Source organism: Mesorhizobium sp. M0217 (assembly GCF_040321955.1).
Taxonomy (GTDB): Bacteria; Pseudomonadota; Alphaproteobacteria; order Rhizobiales; family Rhizobiaceae; genus Mesorhizobium.
In genome coordinates this window covers 168,277-186,044 of record NZ_JAMYSN010000012.1, presented here as the reverse complement: position 1 = coordinate 186,044, position 17,768 = coordinate 168,277, and the positions used below count along the sequence as shown (strand labels likewise).

Below are 17,768 nucleotides of genomic sequence, written 5' to 3'. Positions count from 1 at the left end.
GGACGACCTGCGCGAGCACAAGAAGCTCGCTCTGCGCCAAGCCGCATGACCAGCATCATGGCCGCCCCTTTTTGCAGAACTTGACGCACACAACCTAAATTTGCAATCGCTGCTATGCCTGCGCCTAAAGACGAAAGTCCGATTGCCGATTCGGCCCACAAGGCCGAACATGCAGGGACAACCACAACTTGAAGGCGCGACACGCTGCGCCCAAAACCAACAATATCGGGAGGTAAGGATGTGCAGGGTTTTTGCCGGGCAGGATCCGGAAGGCTATCGACAGATCAACCGGTCGATCCGCATCGACGGTCACTCTACGAGTATCCAGCTTGAAGGAACATTCTGGGCGCTGCTTGACGAAATTGCCGACAGCCAAGGCCTGACGACGCCGAAGTTCATCTCAAAACTCTATGACGAGGCGATCGAGATCAACGGCGCCATTCCCAACTTCGCGTCGATGCTGCGTACCACCTGCGCGCTCTATCTGCGCGGTCACCGGCCAGACATGGATGAGCTGACGCCGAAGCGCGAAGCGGCCTGAGGAAGCTAGCCTTCCGCCGCAACGTCGAGCCCGAGCCGCGCCATATCGGTGAACAGCGCCTGACGTTCGGAATAGGCAGTCTGTTCGCCGGTCACGATGTTGTCGACGACGGTCAGCAGCGACAGCGCGCGGGCGCCGAAATGCGCCGCGATTCGGTAGAGTGCGCTGGTTTCCATATCGACAGCGAGAGCGCCAAGCGCCTGCGCTTCGGCAAAGCGGTCGCGCCCTTCAGGGTGGTAGAAGACATCGCTGCAGATGGTCAGCCCGGCCTGGTGGCCAATGCCGAGCTGGGCGGCGCAGGCCAAAGCGTGGGCGAACAGGCCGGGATCGGGCCGGGCTGCAGCATCGTAGAGGCCGAAGACCTGGCCGCTTTGGTCGCTTTCGGCGCGCACCGACTGCGAGATCACCAAGGAGCGCAGCGGCACGCGGGGTGTCAGGCCGCCGCAAGTACCTGTGCGGATCAGCGTTTTGACGCCGTGAACATCCAGGAGTTCATGCACATAGACCAGGAAGGACGGGACACCGATGCCGGTGGCCTGGATGCTGATGGGACGGCCGCGATAGAGACCGGTGAAGCCGAGTGCGCCCCGGCGGCGGTTGACGCAGCGCGGCGCCTCAAGAAATGTCTTTGCCATCCACTCGGCGCGTTGCGGATCGCCCGGCAACAGCACCGTTGCGGCATAGTCGCCCCTGGCAGCCTCGTTGTGCGGCGTCACGACATGCTCCCCAAAACCCGCCGCCCGTTTCGCCTGCAATCATGGCAGTGTCACGTCATTGCGCAAGCTTTGAATTAGGGCGCCCTAGGACTCCAATACATCCTTGACCACGGTGGCCAGTTGCTTGAGGGAGAACGGCTTCGGCAGGAAGCCGAATTGCGCGTCCGGCGGCAGGTTTCTGGCGAAAGCGTCTTCGGCATAGCCGGACACGAAGACGAACTTGATGTCGGGCTGGCGCTTGCGCAGTTCGCCGAGCAGCGTCGGTCCGTCCATTTCCGGCATCACCACGTCTGACACGACGATATCGACCTTGCCGCCGAGCGCTTCGAAGACTTCCAGCGCCTCGACGCCCGAGGAGGCCTCATGGACGGTATAGCCGCGCGAGGTCAGCGCCCGCGAGCCGCCCATGCGCACGGCGTCTTCATCCTCGACGAGGAGCACAGTGGCCGAGCCCGACAGGTCCTTGGCGCTGTCGGCGGCTTTCACCGGCGCAGCCGGCGCCTCGCTGACGTCGCCGGGCTTTTTCGCCTCCACGATATGGCGCGGCAGGAAGATGCGGAAGGTCGAACCCTTGCCGACTTCGGAATCGCAGAAGATGAAACCGCCGGTCTGCTTGATGATGCCATAGACCATCGACAGGCCAAGGCCGGTGCCTTTGCCGACTTCCTTGGTGGTGAAGAACGGCTCAAAAATCTTCTTCAGCACGTCCGGGGCAATGCCCGAGCCGCTATCCTCGACCTCGACCACGACATAGTCGGCAGGCGTGAGCTCGCGGTAGGAGAAGCTCTTGCATTGTTCGGCGGTGACGTTGCGGGTGCGCACGGTGAGGTCGCCGCCGGCCGGCATGGCGTCGCGCGCGTTGACGGCCAGGTTGACCACCACCTGCTCGAACTGGCCGATATCGACCTTGACCGGCCACAAATCGCGGCCGTGGTCGACCTTCAGCTTGATCTCGTTGCCAACCAGGCGGGCAAGCAGCATCCGGAGATCGGCAAGCACGTCGGTCAGGTTCAGCACTTCCGGCCGCAATGTCTGCTTGCGCGAGAAGGCGAGCAACTGCCGCACCAGCGAGGCCGCCCGGTTGGCATTCTGCTTGATGTTCATGATGTCGGGGAAGGACGGGTCCGACGGCCGGTGATTGGTCAGCAAAAGATCCGACGCCATAATGATGGCGGTCAGCACATTGTTGAAGTCGTGGGCGATGCCGCCGGCGAGCTGTCCGACCGCCTGCATCTTCTGGCTCTGCGCCATCTGGCCCTCGAGCGCCTTCTGCTCGGTGGTCTCGACGGCATAGACGATAGCCGATTCCTCGGCGCCCTCGCCGGTGCCGTCGGCGACGGCGTTGACGTAGAAGCGGATGTGACGCTCCTCATTGCCGGGCAGCAGCGTGTCGATCGGCTCGATGTCGGCCTGCCTCAGCCGCGCCTTCTCGAAGGCGGCGGCAAAGGCCGGCCGGTCGCGCTCATGGATCACGGTGTCCAGCCGCACGCGGCGGTCAACCGCGTCGCCGTCGACGACGGAGGAAAACAGCGACAGGAACGGCGCGTTGGTGCGCAGGATGCGGCCGCCATTGTCGACGGCGGCAATGGCCATCGGCGTCGAATTGAAGAAGCGAGTGAAGCGTACCTCCGAAGCCCGAAGATCGGCCGATGCGTCCTCGCCCTGGGTGCGGTTGAGCACGATGGTGCGGGTGGGACCGTTGGTCCCCTCGCGGCTGGCCGAGACCCGATGCATAAAGCGCACCGGCAGCGCCTCGCCGGTCGTCGTCGTAAGATCGAGATCGATGACGGCGTTGCGGGTGGTGCCGGGATCGGCCTTGACCGAGCGCACCAGCGCCATGCCGTCGCCGGCGACGATTTCCGGGAGTGTCACGGCGCCAGGGGTGAAGCTCGCCAGATCGATGCCCAGCCATTCGGCGAGCGTGGCGTTGATGTAGGTGACACGGCCTTCCTGGTCGGCCGAGAAGAAACCGGCCGGCGCATGGTCGAGATGGTCGATGGCCTTCTGCAAGTCGAGGAAGAAACGCTCCTGCTCGGCCCGTTCCTGCGAGATATCGGCAAGCTGCCAGGCAAGCATCGGCAGGCGCTGACCGGGAACGCTGAAGGTCCGGGCCCGCGCCCGGTACCAGCGCGCGCCGGGTTCGGCGCCCGGCCGGATCGACTGTGCTAGCCGGAACTCACCGTCGCCGGCCTGGCCATCGCGCAAGCCCGAGGCCAGCCGGTATATGGTCACCGAAGCTTCGGGGACATCGGAAAGCAGGCCTTCGACCGTCTTCAGATCGGCGGCCGACGCGGCACCGGTCATCTCGGCGTAGGCCCGGTTGGCGTAGACGACGCGGCCCTTGGTGTCGGTGACGATCAGGCCCTGCGACATCGAATCGACGAAGGCCTTCGACAGTTCGTCCCCGGTCGAACGCGGCGCGATCTGCACGAAGCCGATGGCCGTGGCGAACAGGAAGCCGACGCCGATCATGGCAAGCACGCCCAGCATGCCGAGCAGGAACGGATCGCCAAGACGCTCGCGGAAAATGCCGAAAACGATCGCGGCCCCAGTCAGGACGATGATGAACACGATGAGCCGGGTAACCGCGCCTGGCCGCGTGTTCTGATCGACGATCGGTACCGGATAGAAATCGCCGCGCGTTTCCCTGGCCATATGCCCCCTGCTCGTGAGTTGTCCGACACCGCCCCCGGCCGGTTGAATCACATTCTCCTAATCCGGAAAAGGCCTTGGCGGCAAATGTCGGATAAAAATGACGCGTCGGTGTTTTCAAGCTGTTCACGAAGCGTGAAGGCAACTTGCGGTGGCTGGCCGCAACGGTCTAGTGTCCCTCCACTTCAAAAGCCGATTGGGGGCACCGATGCAGTGGCTGGATAATGTGGCGGGTCCCGGATATGCCGCAGCGCTGCTGTGGACGTTTGCTGCCCTTGTCCTGCTGGTCATCGTGCTCATCATCATCAGGCTGATCCGCAACCTGACCTTCGGCACCTTCGTTGCCGGCGGCAGGAACCGCAAGACACGGCTGGCGGTCATGGACGCCACGGCAGTCGACAGCCACCGCCGGCTGGTGCTCATCCGTCGCGACGACATCGAACACCTGCTTTTGATCGGCGGCCCAACCGACGTTGTCGTCGAGCGCGATATCAGGCTTGCAGCGCCACGCCGTCCGGCATTGACCGGCGATGGCGGTGTTGGCCAGCAGCAACAGGCGCCGCGTCCGCGCGCAGCACAACCCGCTCCGGCCACGCCCGCAAGGCAGGCGCCGCCGCCGCAACCGGTAAGGGCTGCTCCGGCCGCCGTTCCGCCGCGCCAGGCCGCGCCGGCGCCGAAACCGGCTCAAATCTACCAGGCGAGCAATGTGACACCGCTGCCGGCCTATGGCTCCGCCGCCAATACTGCCCGGCAGGCCCCGCCACCGAAGCATGAGTCCATCGACGATACCCTGATGCGGGAGCTCGAGGTCTCGCTCGACGATTCGCACCCCAAACCGGCAAGCAAGCCGGCTGCGAAGGCACCGCAGTCTCTCGACGACGAGATGACCAAGCTGCTCGGCGAACTCGCCAGCCAGAAACGATAAAGCCCGGCGAACCGTCACATCTTGCCGATTCCCGATCGAACGCCGCTTAAGCGTGTCGTCCGTTTCAGCGCGACGCGCTTTAACTTGGGGGCGGACTAAACCCTTCGGCCAAAAACAGAAATGGCCGGGAAACCCGGCCATTTCTGATGAAACAGTCCTGCCTGACGGCAGCGGCTCAATCGTCGCGATAGACCTTCTCGCGGCGTTCGTGGCGCTCCTGCGCTTCGATCGACAAGGTCGCGATCGGACGCGCATCCAGCCGCTTCAGCGCGATCGGCTCGCCGGTTTCCTCGCAATAGCCGTATGTGCCTTCATCGATGCGCTGCAGCGCCGAATCGATCTTTGAAATGAGCTTGCGCTGGCGGTCGCGGGCCCGAAGCTCGATGGCGCGGTCGGTTTCCGAGGAAGCGCGATCGGCGAGATCGGGATGGTTGGCGTTTTCCTGCTGCAGGATTTCGAGGGTTTCGCGCGCTTCGCGCAGTATGTCGGTCTTCCAGGTGACGAGCTTCAGGCGAAAGTAGGATTTCTGCCGTTCGTTCATGAACGGCTCGTCTTCAGAGGGTACGTAATTGGCTGTAACGATATCGTTCATTCGACTCACCCAACAACCCCAAATTTGGCGCCTATATATTCGCGCAGAGAAGGCTGCACAAGCGTAATCCGCGCGCGTTTCACGCAATTGTTAATGCCGCGCGGGCGATCCTCAGCAAAGCCTTCCATAGCAAGGGCGCGGGCGAATTCGCACATGATTCGCTGCGCTTGGGCGTCGCCGCCCATTGTGCCTCAGGCCTTTCTCGTGGCTAATCCAGTTGTGTCATTGGTGGGCAGCACACCATTGGGGGTCCGGTGAGCAGACTGTATCTGTTGAGGCATGCGAAGGCTGGCTGGGCCCTTCCCGGCGTGCGCGACTTCGATCGCCCGCTCGACGCATCCGGCATTGCCGATGCCGAAATGATGGGGACTGCGATGCGTGCCCGCAACTACATCCCCGATATCACGCTCTGCTCCAACGCCAAGCGGGCGCGCCAGACGCTGGAAGGCATCGCCGGCCACACCGATACCGGCCGGGTGCTGTTCTTCGACACGCTCTACAGCGAGGATGCCGCCGGCTACCTCGCCATCATCCGCAGCAATGGCGGCCCCGGCTCGCTGCTGGTCATCGGCCACAATCCGATGACGGAAGACCTTGCCATGGCGGTCTCGGGCGACGGCGAAGAGGCTGCTCGGGCCATCATGAACCATGGTTTCCCGACCTCCGGCCTTGCGGTCGTGCGCTTCGACGGCACCCTCACCGAGGCTGCGCAAGGCGCGGGCTACCTCGAAGCCTTCCTGACGCCCGTCGATCTCTGAGCCGAGCCGGCCGAGGCCGGGCGCCATTTCAAACTTGAACCGCAAAGCCTATATCGGGCGCAAGAGCACGCCTGAGAGAACAGATTTTGGCATCATCGCTGACCACTTTCACCGACGAAGCGAGAATTGCCCTGGATACGCTGTCGGGGCGTGCGAGCGGGCTTTTTTCGCCGTCGCTTCGGCTGGGCGTCACCGGACTGTCCCGGGCCGGCAAGACGGTGTTCATCTCGGCTCTCGTCCACAATCTCATCCATGGCGGGCGCCTGCCGCTGTTCGAGGCGCAGAAGTCGGGACGGATCGCTCGCGCCTTCCTCGAGGAACAGCCGGACGATGCCGTGCCGCGTTTTCAGTACGAGGACCATATCTCCGCCCTGGTCAACGACCGTGTCTGGCCGGACTCGACGCGCGCCATTTCGGAACTCAGGCTCACCATCGAATATGAGTCTGCCTCCGGTTGGAACCGGATGTTTTCCAGCGGCCGATTGTCGGTCGACATCGTCGACTACCCCGGCGAATGGCTGCTCGACCTGCCGCTGCTCGGCAAATCCTTCGCCGATTTTTCGCATGAAGCTTTTGAGATGGCTATGCTGCCGGTGCGGGCCGACCTGTCGCAGGACTGGCGGGCGCTGTCGGCGAGGATCGACCCCAATGCCGACGCCGACGAGATGACGGCGCGGCGCCTCGCCGAGAGTTTTGCCGCCTACCTCAAGGCCTGCAAGTTCGACGAGCGGGCGCTTTCGACCTTGCCGCCCGGCCGTTTCCTGATGCCTGGCGACCTCGAGGGATCGCCGGCGCTGACCTTCGCGCCCTTGCTGCTCAAGGGTGAGAAACGGCCGCGCTCCGGCTCGCTGCAAGCGATGATGGAGCGCCGCTACGAGGCCTACAAGACGCATGTGGTGAAACCGTTCTTCCGCGAACACATCACCCGCCTCGACCGCCAGATCGTGGTGATCGACGCCATGCAGGCGCTGAACGCCGGCCCCGGCGCGATGGCCGACCTGGAACGCGCGGTGACCGAAATCCTCTCCTGTTTCCGTCCTGGCCGAGGCAATTTCCTCACCGACCTGTTTTCACGCCGCATCGACCGCATCCTGGTTGCCGCGACCAAGGCCGACCATTTGCATCACGAAAGCCATGACCGGCTGCAGGCAATCGTGCGGCGGCTTGCCGACCGCGCCGTGGCGCGGGCAAATTTCACCGGCGCCGATGTCGACGTGGTCGCCATGGCGGCGGTGCGCGCGACGCGCGAAGGCACGGTCAAGCAAGGCCGCGAAACCCTGCCGGTGATCATCGGCACGCCGCTGAAGGGCGAGAAGATCAACGGCGAAACCTTTGATGGCAAAGCCGAAACCGCCATATTTCCCGGGGACTTGCCGGAGAAAATTGACGCGGTTTTCGACGTTTCCGAAGCCGACCACCGGCAGAGCAGCGACGATCCGGCGATCCGTTTCGTGCGCTTTCGCCCGCCAAAGCTCGAACGCACCGCTGAAGGCGTCACGCTGTCGCTGCCGCATATCAGGCTCGACCGCGCCTTGCAGTTCCTGATCGGAGACCATCTGGCATGACCGCGCCCCGCAGACCGGCAGCTTTCCGCATCGAGCCGGAGGCCGAACCGAAGCAGGAAACGCGCAGCCCCCATGCCGAGCCGCCGCGCAAGCCGCGCACCGTCGTCGTGCCGGCCGAGATCGATGTCTTCGATGAGCCGGACATTGTCGCCGCCGAACCGCCGCCGGCGACCGCGCCGCGCAGGCGCTCGCTGTTTGCCAGCCTGTTTTTCGGCGCGGTCGGCGTGCTGGTTTCGCTCGCCGTCGGCCTGTGGACCGACCAGCTCATCCGCGACCTGTTCGAGCGCGCAGAGTGGCTGGGGTGGCTGGCAGCGGGAATGGCCGCAATTGCCGTGTTGGCCCTCGCAGTCGTGCTGGTGCGCGAATTCCTGGCTATCGCCCGGCTGGCCGAGGTCGAAAAACTGCAAAAGCGGGCGCTCGATGCCGTGGCCCGCGACGATCCGAAGGCTGCAAGGGCCGTCGTCGAAGAGCTTTCGGCCTTTGTCGCTGCGAAACCCGAAACCGCGGCCGGCAGGCGCTCCCTGGCCGAATTGCGCGGCGAGATCATCGATGGCGGCAATCTGGTGCGACTGGCCGAGACCGAAATTCTCGGGCCGCTCGATGCGAGAGCCAAGGTGATGATCCTCGAAGCAGCCAAACGCGTGTCGCTGGTCACCGCCGTCAGCCCCCGCGCACTCGTAGACGTTGCCTATGTCGTGTTCGAGGCCGGGCGCCTGATCCGCCGCTTGTCCGAACTCTACGGCGGCAGGCCGGGCACGCTGGGCTTTTTCCGGCTGGCGCGCAGCGTTCTTGCCCATCTGGCGGTGACCGGCTCGATCGCCGTCGGCGACAGCTTTGTCCAGCAGATCGTCGGCCATGGCCTTGCCGCACGGCTTTCGGCGAAACTCGGCGAAGGCGTGGTCAACGGCATGATGACGGCGCGTATCGGCATTGCTGCCATGGAGACGGCGCGGCCCCTGCCCTTCATTGCCGGCAGGCGGCCGGGTATGGGCGATTTCCTGTCGGCGCTGACCTCGTTTGCGGCCAGAAAAGAGAATGAAGCACCCGCCTCGACCAAGTGAACGCCCTCTCGCGGTCACCAAGCATTAACCAATCTTGTTCATGGTCGTCCAACAACAGCCTCCTTGTTGCCGGGTGTCGTCTATGAAAAGCGTAATCTTGTCCTGCGTCCTGCCCCTGGTCGCGCTTGCAGCACCTCTGGGCCCGACCGGGAAAGCCTTTGCAGCGGAGCCCGACAAGCAGTTCTTCCGCACCGTTGAAGGCAAATGGGTCGGCCCGGGCGAAATCATCGCCGGCAAATACAAGGGCACGAAGTTCACCTGCAGCTTCGACGGCTCGACGCCGGACAACAAGACCGGCATGACGCTCGATGGCGACTGCCGCGTCGGTGTCTTCACCCAGAAAATGTCGGCGACCGTCGAGCGCAAGGGCCGCGACTACAAGGGCAATTTCATGGGCGGCGCCGCGGGGTCGGGCCTGGACATCATCGGCGGCAACGTGGTCGATGCCCGCAAAGTCGTCTTCACCATCAACCGCAACCAGCTGCGCGGCGTCATGCAGGCCCGCATTCCCGACGACAATTCGATGACGGTGACCATCGCCGTGCGCGTCGACCAGCAGCTGGTGCCGGTCATCGGCATGAGCCTCAAGCGCGTCGACGCCGTCGAAGTCGGCTCCATCGCCAAAAACTGACTCTCAAGCGGTTCCCCGAAAAAAGCGCGGAACGGGGTTGCACTGCGCGTCAGCTGAGCTGTTCCGCTCAGCTCGATGTCGGGAAGGACACGCCACCTTGCGGCCAGGTTGGCGCTCCTCAAGCACGGGCCGCTCGGGCGGCACCTTTCTGCCGCGACCGGACATGTGGCGCGCAACCGACGATGTCAGCGTCTCCGATGGCCCAAGCCACAGCAAGGCCAACGTGTCATGGTCCTGTGCGTGCCGGCGGTCCTCCGTGTCAGCGCGATGCGCTTTAAGAACACCAGCAAAAAAGGCGGCGGCTACTCGAGCCACCGCCTTCCTCAATTTCCGAACGAAGAATCAGCCCTTGATGGCGGCCGTCAGATCGTCATAGGCCTTGCAGGCGTCGGCCGGCGTGGTGGCGCCCTGATATTTGGTCGTCACAGCCTGCACCTTGGCGGTCAGGTCGGCGGCCTTGGTCGGATCCTTGGTGATCGCTTCCTGCAGCGCGGCGGTCATTTCCTGCGCCTTCTTGGCCGCGATTTCCTGCGTGCATTCAGGCGCCTTCGAACAGGCCGATGCGGCAAGCATGGCGACACCCACGCCGACGAGCAAAAACTTCTTCATGTCAGTCATTCTCCTCACGAAGGCAGAACTTGATCGTCGCTGCCTTCCAACGGCCGAAGCCTGGCGTCCCATAGCCGCCGATTGCGGCAAAACGCAACGTGTGCGGCGCATAAACCTGTGCAGCGCTGCTGCAACGGCGCGGACGGCCTGATTGAGGCCGCCCGTGTCAGACGAAGCGAGGTTTCAGCCACGAGGCTGCAGCAGCGCCAGTGCGGCCGTCGCCGCGGCAAGGACGGCGGTTAGGGTCAAAGGTCCCGTAGCGCCATAGGTGTCCACGACATAGCCGCCGACAACCGCACCGACGGTGATGGCAACCTGGAAGGAAGTGACCATCAGGCTGCCTGCTGCTTCCAGCGCATCAGATGCCGCGCGAGACATATTGGTCGGCAGCACCACCGGCGCCATGCCGAAGGCGAAGCCCCACAGCGTAACAAAGCCGAAGGCAACGCCGGTTTGCGCGCCCCAAAGCACCAAAGCGAGTGCCGCAAACGCCATCAACGCGGCGGTAACTGCGAGGGCCATGTGGATGTTGGTGTCGGCCAGGCGGCCACCGGCAATATTGCCGATCACAGCGGCGATGCCGAACCCGAGCAGCGCCAGGGCAATCGGCCCGGTTGTGAGGAGCGTCACCTGTTCGAGGAACGGGCGCACATAGACCGAGCCGGCAAAATGCCCGGTCATCAGCAGAACAATGGCAAGCATGCCGAGTTGGATGCCACGCCGCCGTGTCAGCCGAAAGACGTCTGCAAGGCTGTTGCTTGCCGCCGCAGGCAAGGTCGGCAGGCTGAGAAGCTGCAGCAGCATGGCAAGCGCGGCCAGCCCCGCCGTCATGGCCATCGCGCTGCGCCATCCCAGCCAGTCACTGATCAACGCACCCATCGACGGCGCGGCAATGGTCGCGAGCGAGACGCCGAGGGTCACGATCGCCATGCCGCGACCTGTCGCATTGGCGCCGACCAGCCGCGCCACGACGGCAACGGAAAGTGCCCAGAAAGCGCTAAGAGCGATCCCCAACCCGGCCCGGCCCAGCAACAGCAGCCAGAAATTGGGCGCCAGCGCCGCAAGAATATTGGAACCGACCGCCAGGGCCATGAGGCCAACCAGCACCGCCTTGCGGTTCAATCGGCCGATGAGAACATTGCTCAACATGGCCGTCACGGCGCCAACGGAAGCGGTGGCGGTGACGACCTGTCCGGCAGTTCCCTCGCTGATGCCGAGATCGCGCGCCATCGGCGTCAACAGACCTGCCGGCAAGAACTCGGCTGACACCAGGGCAAAGCTGGTGGCCGCCAATGATAGGACCGCAAACCATGTGGCCGCGCTCCACGCGGCTGGTGCATCGGCATCAAGGCCGATTGCGGCGTCTTCAAGCTGTAATGTTGTGTCCGTCACGGAAAGATCTCCACAGTTGGAGATCTTAGATAGGCGAGTCCGCCCGGATGTTATGTACCTTAAAATCCGAAATTCATATCCATTCGTCCGGGAATTGTGCGACGCACAACGCCTGGCGAGACATTGGTGATGCGCTTGAACGCGCGGGCGAAGGACGCCTCGGAATCATAGCCCAAACGGGTAGCGACTTCGGCAACCGACAAGCCGTTTTGGCCCAGCAATTCGCGGGCAAGCTGCATTCGCAGGCGGGCGAGATAATGTGCGGCACCCTCCCCCAATACCGCGCTGAAGCGCTCGGCGAAAATCGAACGCGATTGGCCTGCCACGCCGGCGAGGCTTCCCAGCGTCCAGTTGTGGCCGGGGTCGCGGTGCATGGCCGCCAGAGCGCGGCCTATATGGGGGTCGCGGATGGCTGCGAGCCAACCGGTGGTCGATGCGCCGTTGCAATTGACCCAGCACCGGATGAGCCTGGCTGTCAGCAAATCCGCCATACGCGACAGGATGGTGGCGCTGCCCATCTGCGGTTGCGCGGCCTCCACCGTCATGGCCGCCAGCAAAGGGCCGACCATCGGGTCATTGCCGGCCACGTCGCAACCCTTGATGAGAGGCGGCATCAACGTGATCAACGGATTGAGCGCATAGGAGCCGAGAGACATGGAGCCGCAGAAAAGGGTGCTTGTCGCGCCCGTTCCCTGCCGTATCACTTCGCAAACGTTGCCGCCCAACTTGATCACCTGGCAGCCCTCGAGCGAATCGCCCACCACGTCCGGCGCACTCGCCAGCCGATGGGCGATGCCTTGCGGCAGCAGCACCAGATCGCCATCGCGCAACTCCTGCCAGCCTTGCGCTTCGGTGTGAATCCAGCATGGACCCTGGCCGACAAAGTGAAAACGAAGCAGTTGTTGTTGCGGAAAGTCTATGCTCCATGGGTGCCGGAGTTCGCAGCGGCCATAGTTGACGCCACTCAAGCGAAAGTCTTGCAGAACTTCGCTGAGCGCATCCATCGGGATATGTGGCAGCGGCGACGGCCGGGACGAATAATCAGGCATTTGTCAGATATAGATACCGGCCGTCCGACAGGCAAGCGCAGACTGTTGTTCCACCGGGGAATCGCTGCCACGGCACCCTACCCATCCTGGCAGGCTTCCCGCCCTTGCCTCCCGCTCCCGGTGCATGCAAGGAGTGCTGTCGGACACAGGGACAAGAGGCATGGCAGCGGAAGCATCGGGCAGCGATCTCATTCAGGTGGTGGCGCTGCTTGCCGCAGGCGTCGTCGCCGTTCCGATCTTCAAACGCATGGGGCTGGGCTCGATCCTAGGCTATCTCGCCGCGGGCGTGGTCATCGGCCCGTTCGGTATTGGCATTTTTTCCGAATCGGAAGCCATCCTGCATGTCGCCGAACTCGGCGTGGTCATGTTCCTGTTCATCATCGGGCTGGAGATGCAGCCGTCGCGGCTATGGGGCCTGCGCCGCGAGATTTTCGGCCTCGGCGCGCTGCAGGTCGGCGTCTGCGCCTTGCTGCTCACCGGTGTTGGTCTCGCCGGCGGCTTTCCGATCGCGCAATCCTTCGTTGCCGGCGCCGGCTTTGTCCTGACCTCGACGGCGATCGTCATGCAGCTTCTGGAAGAGCGTGGCGAGATGGCCAGCCCCAAGGGCCAGCGCATCGTGTCCATCCTGCTGCTCGAGGATCTGGCAATCGTGCCGCTTCTGGCGCTGGTCGCCTTCCTGGCGCCGGGCGGCAGCGAGATGACCCTGCAGCAAAGGCTGACCGAAATCGGCATCGGTCTTGGCGCCATCGTCGGGCTGGTGGTGGCCGGCCGCTATCTGCTCAACCCGTTCTTCCGCATCCTGGCCGACGCCAAGGCGCGCGAAGTCATGACGGCGGCAGCCCTTCTGGTCGTGCTGGGGTCGGCGCTGGTCATGCAGCTTTCCGGCCTCTCGATGGCGATGGGCGCCTTCCTCGCCGGCGTGCTGTTGTCGGAATCGACCTTCCGCCACCAGCTGGAGGCCGACGTCGAGCCATTCCGCGGCATCCTGCTTGGCCTTTTCTTCCTCGCCGTCGGCATGTCGCTCGACCTACATGTGGTGGCCGACAACTGGCGGCTGATCGCCGTCTATGTCGTCGCCTACATGGCGATGAATGCGCTCGGCATCTACCTCGTCGCCCGCTTGCTGAAGAGCGGTCATCGTGAAGCGCTGGAACGCGCCGTGATCATGGCGCAAGGCGGCGAATTCGCCTTCGTCCTCTATTCGGCCGCGGCGGCGGTTGGCATCATCGACAGCCGGGCCAACGCAACGCTGACCGCGATCATCATCATCTCCATGGTGCTGACGCCGCTGGCCATCATTGCGCTCAAATATGTGACGCCGCGCGACGAGCAGTCGCTTGAAGGCGTCGACATCGCCGACGGCCTTACCGGCAGTGTGCTGGTCATCGGCTTCGGCCGTTTCGGCCAGATCGCCAGCCAGCCGCTTTTGTTGCGCGGCATCGACGTGTCGATCATCGACAATGATGTCGAAATGATCCAGGCGGCCGCCGATTTCGGCTTCAAGGTCTATTATGGCGACGGCACGCGGCTCGACATTCTGCGCGCCGCAGGTGCAGGCCGCGCCCGCGCCGTGCTGATCTGCGTCGACAAGCCGGACGCCGCCGTGCGCATGGCGGAACTGATCAAGGCGGAGTTCCCGCTGCTGACTGTCCTGGCGCGTGCCTTCGATCGTGGCACCGCGCTGTCGCTCATCCGCGCCGGGGTCGACTTCCAGCTGCGCGAGACCTTCGAATCGGCCCTCGTCTTCGGCGGTTCCGCGCTCGAGGTTTTGGGCGTCGAGCCGGAAGATGTCGCCGATGTCATCGAGGATGTGCGACGGCGCGACAATGCCCGACTGGAGACGCAGCTGGCCGAAGGCGTCCGCGCCGGGCAACGTTTCCTCAGGGGCAATACCGGCACGCCGATCCCGACGCCGCTGACGCAACCGCGCCGGCCCGGCCAGGCGCTGAACGAAGAGACGGCCGGCGTGCTGCACAAGCCCGAGCCCGCCGATCAGGGGGAAAGCTGATGACCGCATCGGATGAGCGCGCGCTCGCCGTCACCAAATTCTGGCGCGAGGCCGGCGAAGACGCGTGGTTCGAGAAGAACGACGTCTTCGACGCGGATTTCCGCAGCAGGTTTCTCGACCTGCACTTTGCCGCCGCGCGGCGCGAGTGCGACGCATGGTCGGAGCATGCCGAGGGTTCGCTGGCGCTGATGATCCTGCTCGACCAGTTTCCGCGCAACTGCTTTCGCGGCTCAGGCCATATGTACGCCACCGATCCGCTGGCACGGCACTTTGCCGCCAAGGCGATTGCGGCCGGCCATGACCTTTCGCTGGAAGAAAACCTGCGCGTCTTCCTGTACCTGCCCTACGAACATTCGGAACTGCCCGCCGACCAGGACAGATCGGTCGAGCTCACCACCGCCAGGGCGCCGGAGTATGTGAAATACGCCATCGAGCACCGCGACATCATCCAGCGCTTCGGCCGCTTTCCGCACAGGAACAAGATGCTTGGCCGCGAGACGACGGCGGACGAACAGGCATTTCTCGATGGCGGCGGCTTCTCCGGTTAACCCAGCCACCAATCGCGGCCGGAAGCCAGCCGCTCTATGCCTGACGTATCGACGGCGCTGAGCCGCTCGGTCACGCTCCTGCCGCCCACCGCCAGATCCGGCGCGATCTCTGCCAAGGGCGCCAGCACGAAGGCGCGCTCCACCATTCGGGGATGCGGCACCTCCAGCCCGGTTTCGTGGATTGTGCGGTCGCCGAACACCAATATGTCGATGTCGATCAGGCGCGGACCCCAGCGCTCCTCGCGCACCCGCTTCAGCTTGCGCTCGGCCTCGAGGCAGAGGTCGAGCAGCGCCCTTGGCGCCAGCGAGGTCGAGATTTCGGCAGCGGCGTTGAGGAAATCCGGCTGGTCGAGCTTGCCCCAGGGCGGCGTGCGGTAAAGTGAGGAGACGGCGACGACGCGCGTGCTCTCGTCGGCGTCGAGCAGGCGCAGCGCCGCCGCCATCGAGGCCGAGGGATCGCCAAGATTGCCGCCAAGGCTGAGATAGACCGTGTTATTGTTACTCTGGCCAGACAACGGTCACCTCGACATAATCGAGCACGCCGGGCACCGGTGCGTTGGGCTTGCGCACGGTGATCTCGGCCTTCCTGATCTGCGGGAACCGTGAAGTCAGCGCCTTCGCCACTTCGAGCGCCAGCGCCTCGATCAGGAAGCGGCGATGTCCAGTGACGATCTTTTCAATCACCGTGAAGGCGATGCCGTAATTGACGGTGTCCTCGATGGAATCATCCTCCAGCGGGCGGCTGGGCTCGACCGTCAACTCGGCATCGACATAAAAACGCTGGCCAAGCGCCTCTTCCTCATCCAGCACGCCGTGCCGGGCAAAGAAGGCGCAGTTCTTCATGCGGATGACGTACATTTCTTAGTGTCCTGGGCTCAGCGTCCTGGCTTTTCGCGCGCCAGCATAGCATCGGCGACCGCCAGTGCGTCCACGTTGATTGCGACATCGTGGACGCGAAACAGATCGGCGCCCTTCAGCCTCAGAATGACACTGGTGGCTACCGTCCCGGCGGCGCGCGCGCCGGCTTCGCGGCCGGTGACGGTGCCGATGAAGCGTTTTCTGGAGGTGCCGGCCATCAAGGGAAAACCGAGCTCCTTAAGCTCGGAAAACCGCGCCATCAGGTCGAGGTTTTCCTCAGCCGTCTCCTTGGCGAAGCCGAAGCCGGCATCGAGTACGATATGATCGTCCGCAACGCCGCTGCGCCTGGCGACTTCCAGCGAAGCCTTGAGGAACAAAAACTGGTCGGCGATGACGTCGGGCAGTTTTTGCCGCCCGCGCCCGGTATGCATGATGACCAGTCCGGCGCCGGTCTCGGCGGCGACGCGGGCGATGCCGGGTTCACGCTGCAAGCCCCAGACATCGTTGACGATATGCGCGCCGGCGGCGACGGCGAGGCGCGCGGTTTCCTCGCGATAGGTGTCGACCGAAATCAGGGCTTCGCCTGAACTGGCGAGCGCGGCGATGACCGGCAGGATGCGGGCCTGCTCTTCTTCAGGCGTCACGGGCGAGGCGCCGGGGCGCGTCGATTCCCCGCCGATATCGACGACGGCGGCGCCTTCTTCCACCATGCGGTGCGCCTGCGCCACCGCCTGGTCAGGCGTGATGAACAGTCCGCCATCCGAAAAACTGTCGGGCGTGACGTTGAGAATGCCGACCACAATGGCTTTCTCGCCAAGGTCGAGATGGCACTTATGCGCCAGTTGCCATCGCCTTGTCGTCATTGTCCTTCAACCATGTGTCTCATTGGCATGTGGCTCATTGGCATGTGGCTCATCGAGCGCTTGCAATCCATCAACGATGCGTGATCGGTGGAAGATCAATTCCGTTGCGCCGGCAACGGCCGTAAAGCAAGGTGAGTGAAGAGGCAACATGATGAAACGACCCCTGCTCTGCGCCCTGATGCTGGCTTTGACCGTCCTGCCGGCGAATGCTGCCAATCTGGTGAAGACCTACAGCTATTTTGCCATCGGCGGCAGCACGCTCGATGACATCGAGACGCAATTGTCGAAGCATGGACCCGAGGTGAAAAGCACCGGGATGCGGCATCCAGGCGCCACCCAGATGGCGTTCACCACCCGCATCAGCTACGCGCAAACCGCAGACACCTGCCGCATCGCCAAGGCCGCCGTTACCGTCAAGGTCAAGGTCATCCTTCCGGAGTGGCGCAGGCCGCGCAAGGCCGATCCCGATGTCAGACTGTTCTGGGACACCCTGTCGGCCGACATCAAGCGCCATGAGGAGCGTCATGTCGAGATCGCCAAGAACCACGGCCGTCTGCTCGAAGACGCGCTGAACGCGAGCTTTGCGCAAAAGACCTGCGCCGGGGCCAAGGCGAAGGCGGCGCAGATCACCGCGGCCGAACTCGCCAGGCATGACCAGGACCAATTGCGCTTCGACCGCGTGGAAGGCGTGAATTTCGAAAGCCGCATCCTGCGGCTGCTGCGCTACCGCATGCAGCGCGTCGAGAACGGCCAGCTTCCGCCCGGCTGAAACACGGACCGATACCAAGCCAATTCTGCCGAAACATGAGGCCAGCCCCAGAAATTTTCGGGCATAGGTCGAAATCGGCCTATACGGGACGACATATGTCAGGCTCGCAAGATATGTCAGGCTGGCAAGGCGCGAGCTTCGAAACACCAGATCAAGACCAATTGAGGCGGCGCGTAGCGGAGCGGCCATTTGGCGCCGCGCAATCGGTCTCAAACTTTATGGATGAACTGA

Annotated in this window: 19 protein-coding genes; 9 read left to right on the top strand and 10 right to left on the bottom strand. The window is 63.8% G+C overall.

Annotated features, from left to right (window positions below):
- Positions 1-238 precede the first annotated feature (238 nt).
- Positions 239-541, top strand: a complete 303-nt coding sequence (locus NKJ18_RS20150; protein ID WP_023670924.1) for a ribbon-helix-helix domain-containing protein — start codon at positions 239-241, stop codon at positions 539-541.
- Between the two features lie 5 nt (positions 542-546).
- Here the strand turns inward: NKJ18_RS20150 and NKJ18_RS20145 are convergent, their stop codons facing one another.
- A complete protein-coding gene (locus tag NKJ18_RS20145) occupies positions 547-1,257 on the bottom strand; it encodes a purine-nucleoside phosphorylase (RefSeq protein ID WP_023815808.1) in 711 nt (236 codons plus the stop codon).
- An 84-nt stretch (positions 1,258-1,341) separates the two neighbouring features.
- Positions 1,342-3,912, bottom strand: coding sequence for a cell cycle histidine kinase CckA (gene cckA, locus NKJ18_RS20140; protein ID WP_023670922.1), 2,571 nt, complete (start codon positions 3,910-3,912; stop codon positions 1,342-1,344).
- A 205-nt stretch (positions 3,913-4,117) separates the two neighbouring features.
- Here cckA and NKJ18_RS20135 point away from each other — a divergent pair, with 205 nt between their 5' ends.
- Positions 4,118-4,834 (top strand): flagellar biosynthetic protein FliO, encoded by a 717-nt coding sequence (locus NKJ18_RS20135; RefSeq protein ID WP_023706175.1) that lies wholly within the window; start codon positions 4,118-4,120, stop codon positions 4,832-4,834.
- Positions 4,835-5,009: 175 nt separating this feature from the next.
- Here NKJ18_RS20135 and dksA read toward each other — a convergent pair whose 3' ends face one another.
- Entirely contained in the window at positions 5,010-5,426 is a 417-nt protein-coding gene (gene dksA, locus NKJ18_RS20130; RefSeq protein WP_023673491.1) for an RNA polymerase-binding protein DksA, read from the bottom strand.
- 5 nt (positions 5,427-5,431) lie between these two features.
- Positions 5,432-5,611, bottom strand: coding sequence for a hypothetical protein (locus NKJ18_RS20125; RefSeq protein ID WP_023696495.1), 180 nt, complete (start codon positions 5,609-5,611; stop codon positions 5,432-5,434).
- Between the two features lie 69 nt (positions 5,612-5,680).
- Between NKJ18_RS20125 and NKJ18_RS20120 the strand changes: the two genes are divergently transcribed.
- From NKJ18_RS20120 to NKJ18_RS20105, 4 genes are all read left to right on the top strand, one after another.
- Positions 5,681-6,184: a SixA phosphatase family protein gene (locus NKJ18_RS20120; protein ID WP_023815810.1), complete on the top strand. Its 504-nt coding sequence runs from the start codon at positions 5,681-5,683 to the stop codon at positions 6,182-6,184.
- Between the two features lie 86 nt (positions 6,185-6,270).
- Complete coding sequence (locus tag NKJ18_RS20115) at positions 6,271-7,749, top strand: YcjX family GTP-binding protein (RefSeq protein WP_023707484.1); 1,479 nt, start codon at positions 6,271-6,273, stop codon at positions 7,747-7,749.
- On the top strand, positions 7,746-8,810 hold the full coding sequence (locus NKJ18_RS20110; RefSeq protein ID WP_023693368.1) for a YcjF family protein: 1,065 nt from the start codon (positions 7,746-7,748) through the stop codon (positions 8,808-8,810). Before NKJ18_RS20115 ends, NKJ18_RS20110 begins: the two co-directional genes overlap by 4 nt.
- An 82-nt stretch (positions 8,811-8,892) precedes the next feature.
- Positions 8,893-9,441 carry a hypothetical protein gene (locus tag NKJ18_RS20105; RefSeq protein ID WP_023673495.1) on the top strand — a complete coding sequence of 183 codons (549 nt, stop codon included), beginning with the start codon at positions 8,893-8,895 and terminating at the stop codon, positions 9,439-9,441.
- A gap of 342 nt (positions 9,442-9,783) precedes the next feature.
- Here the strand turns inward: NKJ18_RS20105 and NKJ18_RS20100 are convergent, their stop codons facing one another.
- The 3 genes from NKJ18_RS20100 to NKJ18_RS20090 all read right to left on the bottom strand — a co-directional run bounded on the left by NKJ18_RS20100 (position 9,784) and on the right by NKJ18_RS20090 (position 12,491).
- Positions 9,784-10,050, bottom strand: coding sequence for a hypothetical protein (locus tag NKJ18_RS20100; protein ID WP_023685989.1), 267 nt, complete (start codon positions 10,048-10,050; stop codon positions 9,784-9,786).
- Between the two features lie 183 nt (positions 10,051-10,233).
- Entirely contained in the window at positions 10,234-11,442 is a 1,209-nt protein-coding gene (locus tag NKJ18_RS20095) for an MFS transporter (protein WP_023715852.1), read from the bottom strand.
- A 59-nt stretch (positions 11,443-11,501) separates the two neighbouring features.
- Positions 11,502-12,491 carry an AraC family transcriptional regulator gene (locus NKJ18_RS20090; protein ID WP_023673498.1) on the bottom strand — a complete coding sequence of 330 codons (990 nt, stop codon included), beginning with the start codon at positions 12,489-12,491 and terminating at the stop codon, positions 11,502-11,504.
- A gap of 160 nt (positions 12,492-12,651) precedes the next feature.
- On the opposite strand from NKJ18_RS20090, the gene NKJ18_RS20085 reads away from it, so the two are divergent.
- Positions 12,652-14,499 carry a monovalent cation:proton antiporter-2 (CPA2) family protein gene (locus NKJ18_RS20085; RefSeq protein ID WP_023673499.1) on the top strand — a complete coding sequence of 616 codons (1,848 nt, stop codon included), beginning with the start codon at positions 12,652-12,654 and terminating at the stop codon, positions 14,497-14,499.
- Positions 14,499-15,047: a DUF924 family protein gene (locus tag NKJ18_RS20080; RefSeq protein WP_023673500.1), complete on the top strand. Its 549-nt coding sequence runs from the start codon at positions 14,499-14,501 to the stop codon at positions 15,045-15,047. Before NKJ18_RS20085 ends, NKJ18_RS20080 begins: the two co-directional genes overlap by 1 nt.
- On the opposite strand, the gene folK is transcribed toward NKJ18_RS20080, so the two are convergent.
- From folK to folP, 3 genes are read right to left on the bottom strand one after another with little or no spacing between them, the layout of a single operon-like run.
- On the bottom strand, positions 15,044-15,562 hold the full coding sequence (gene folK / locus NKJ18_RS20075; protein ID WP_023685987.1) for a 2-amino-4-hydroxy-6-hydroxymethyldihydropteridine diphosphokinase: 519 nt from the start codon (positions 15,560-15,562) through the stop codon (positions 15,044-15,046). The two genes, NKJ18_RS20080 and folK, sit on opposite strands and share 4 nt — an antisense overlap.
- Positions 15,546-15,905 (bottom strand): dihydroneopterin aldolase, encoded by a 360-nt coding sequence (gene folB, locus NKJ18_RS20070; RefSeq protein WP_023673502.1) that lies wholly within the window; start codon positions 15,903-15,905, stop codon positions 15,546-15,548. The genes folK and folB overlap by 17 nt, the downstream gene beginning before the upstream one ends.
- A gap of 17 nt (positions 15,906-15,922) precedes the next feature.
- Positions 15,923-16,768 (bottom strand): dihydropteroate synthase, encoded by an 846-nt coding sequence (gene folP, locus NKJ18_RS20065; RefSeq protein ID WP_023673503.1) that lies wholly within the window; start codon positions 16,766-16,768, stop codon positions 15,923-15,925.
- A gap of 148 nt (positions 16,769-16,916) precedes the next feature.
- Here folP and NKJ18_RS20060 point away from each other — a divergent pair, with 148 nt between their 5' ends.
- Complete coding sequence (locus NKJ18_RS20060) at positions 16,917-17,537, top strand: DUF922 domain-containing Zn-dependent protease (RefSeq protein WP_023728091.1); 621 nt, start codon at positions 16,917-16,919, stop codon at positions 17,535-17,537.
- Positions 17,538-17,768 lie beyond the last annotated feature (231 nt).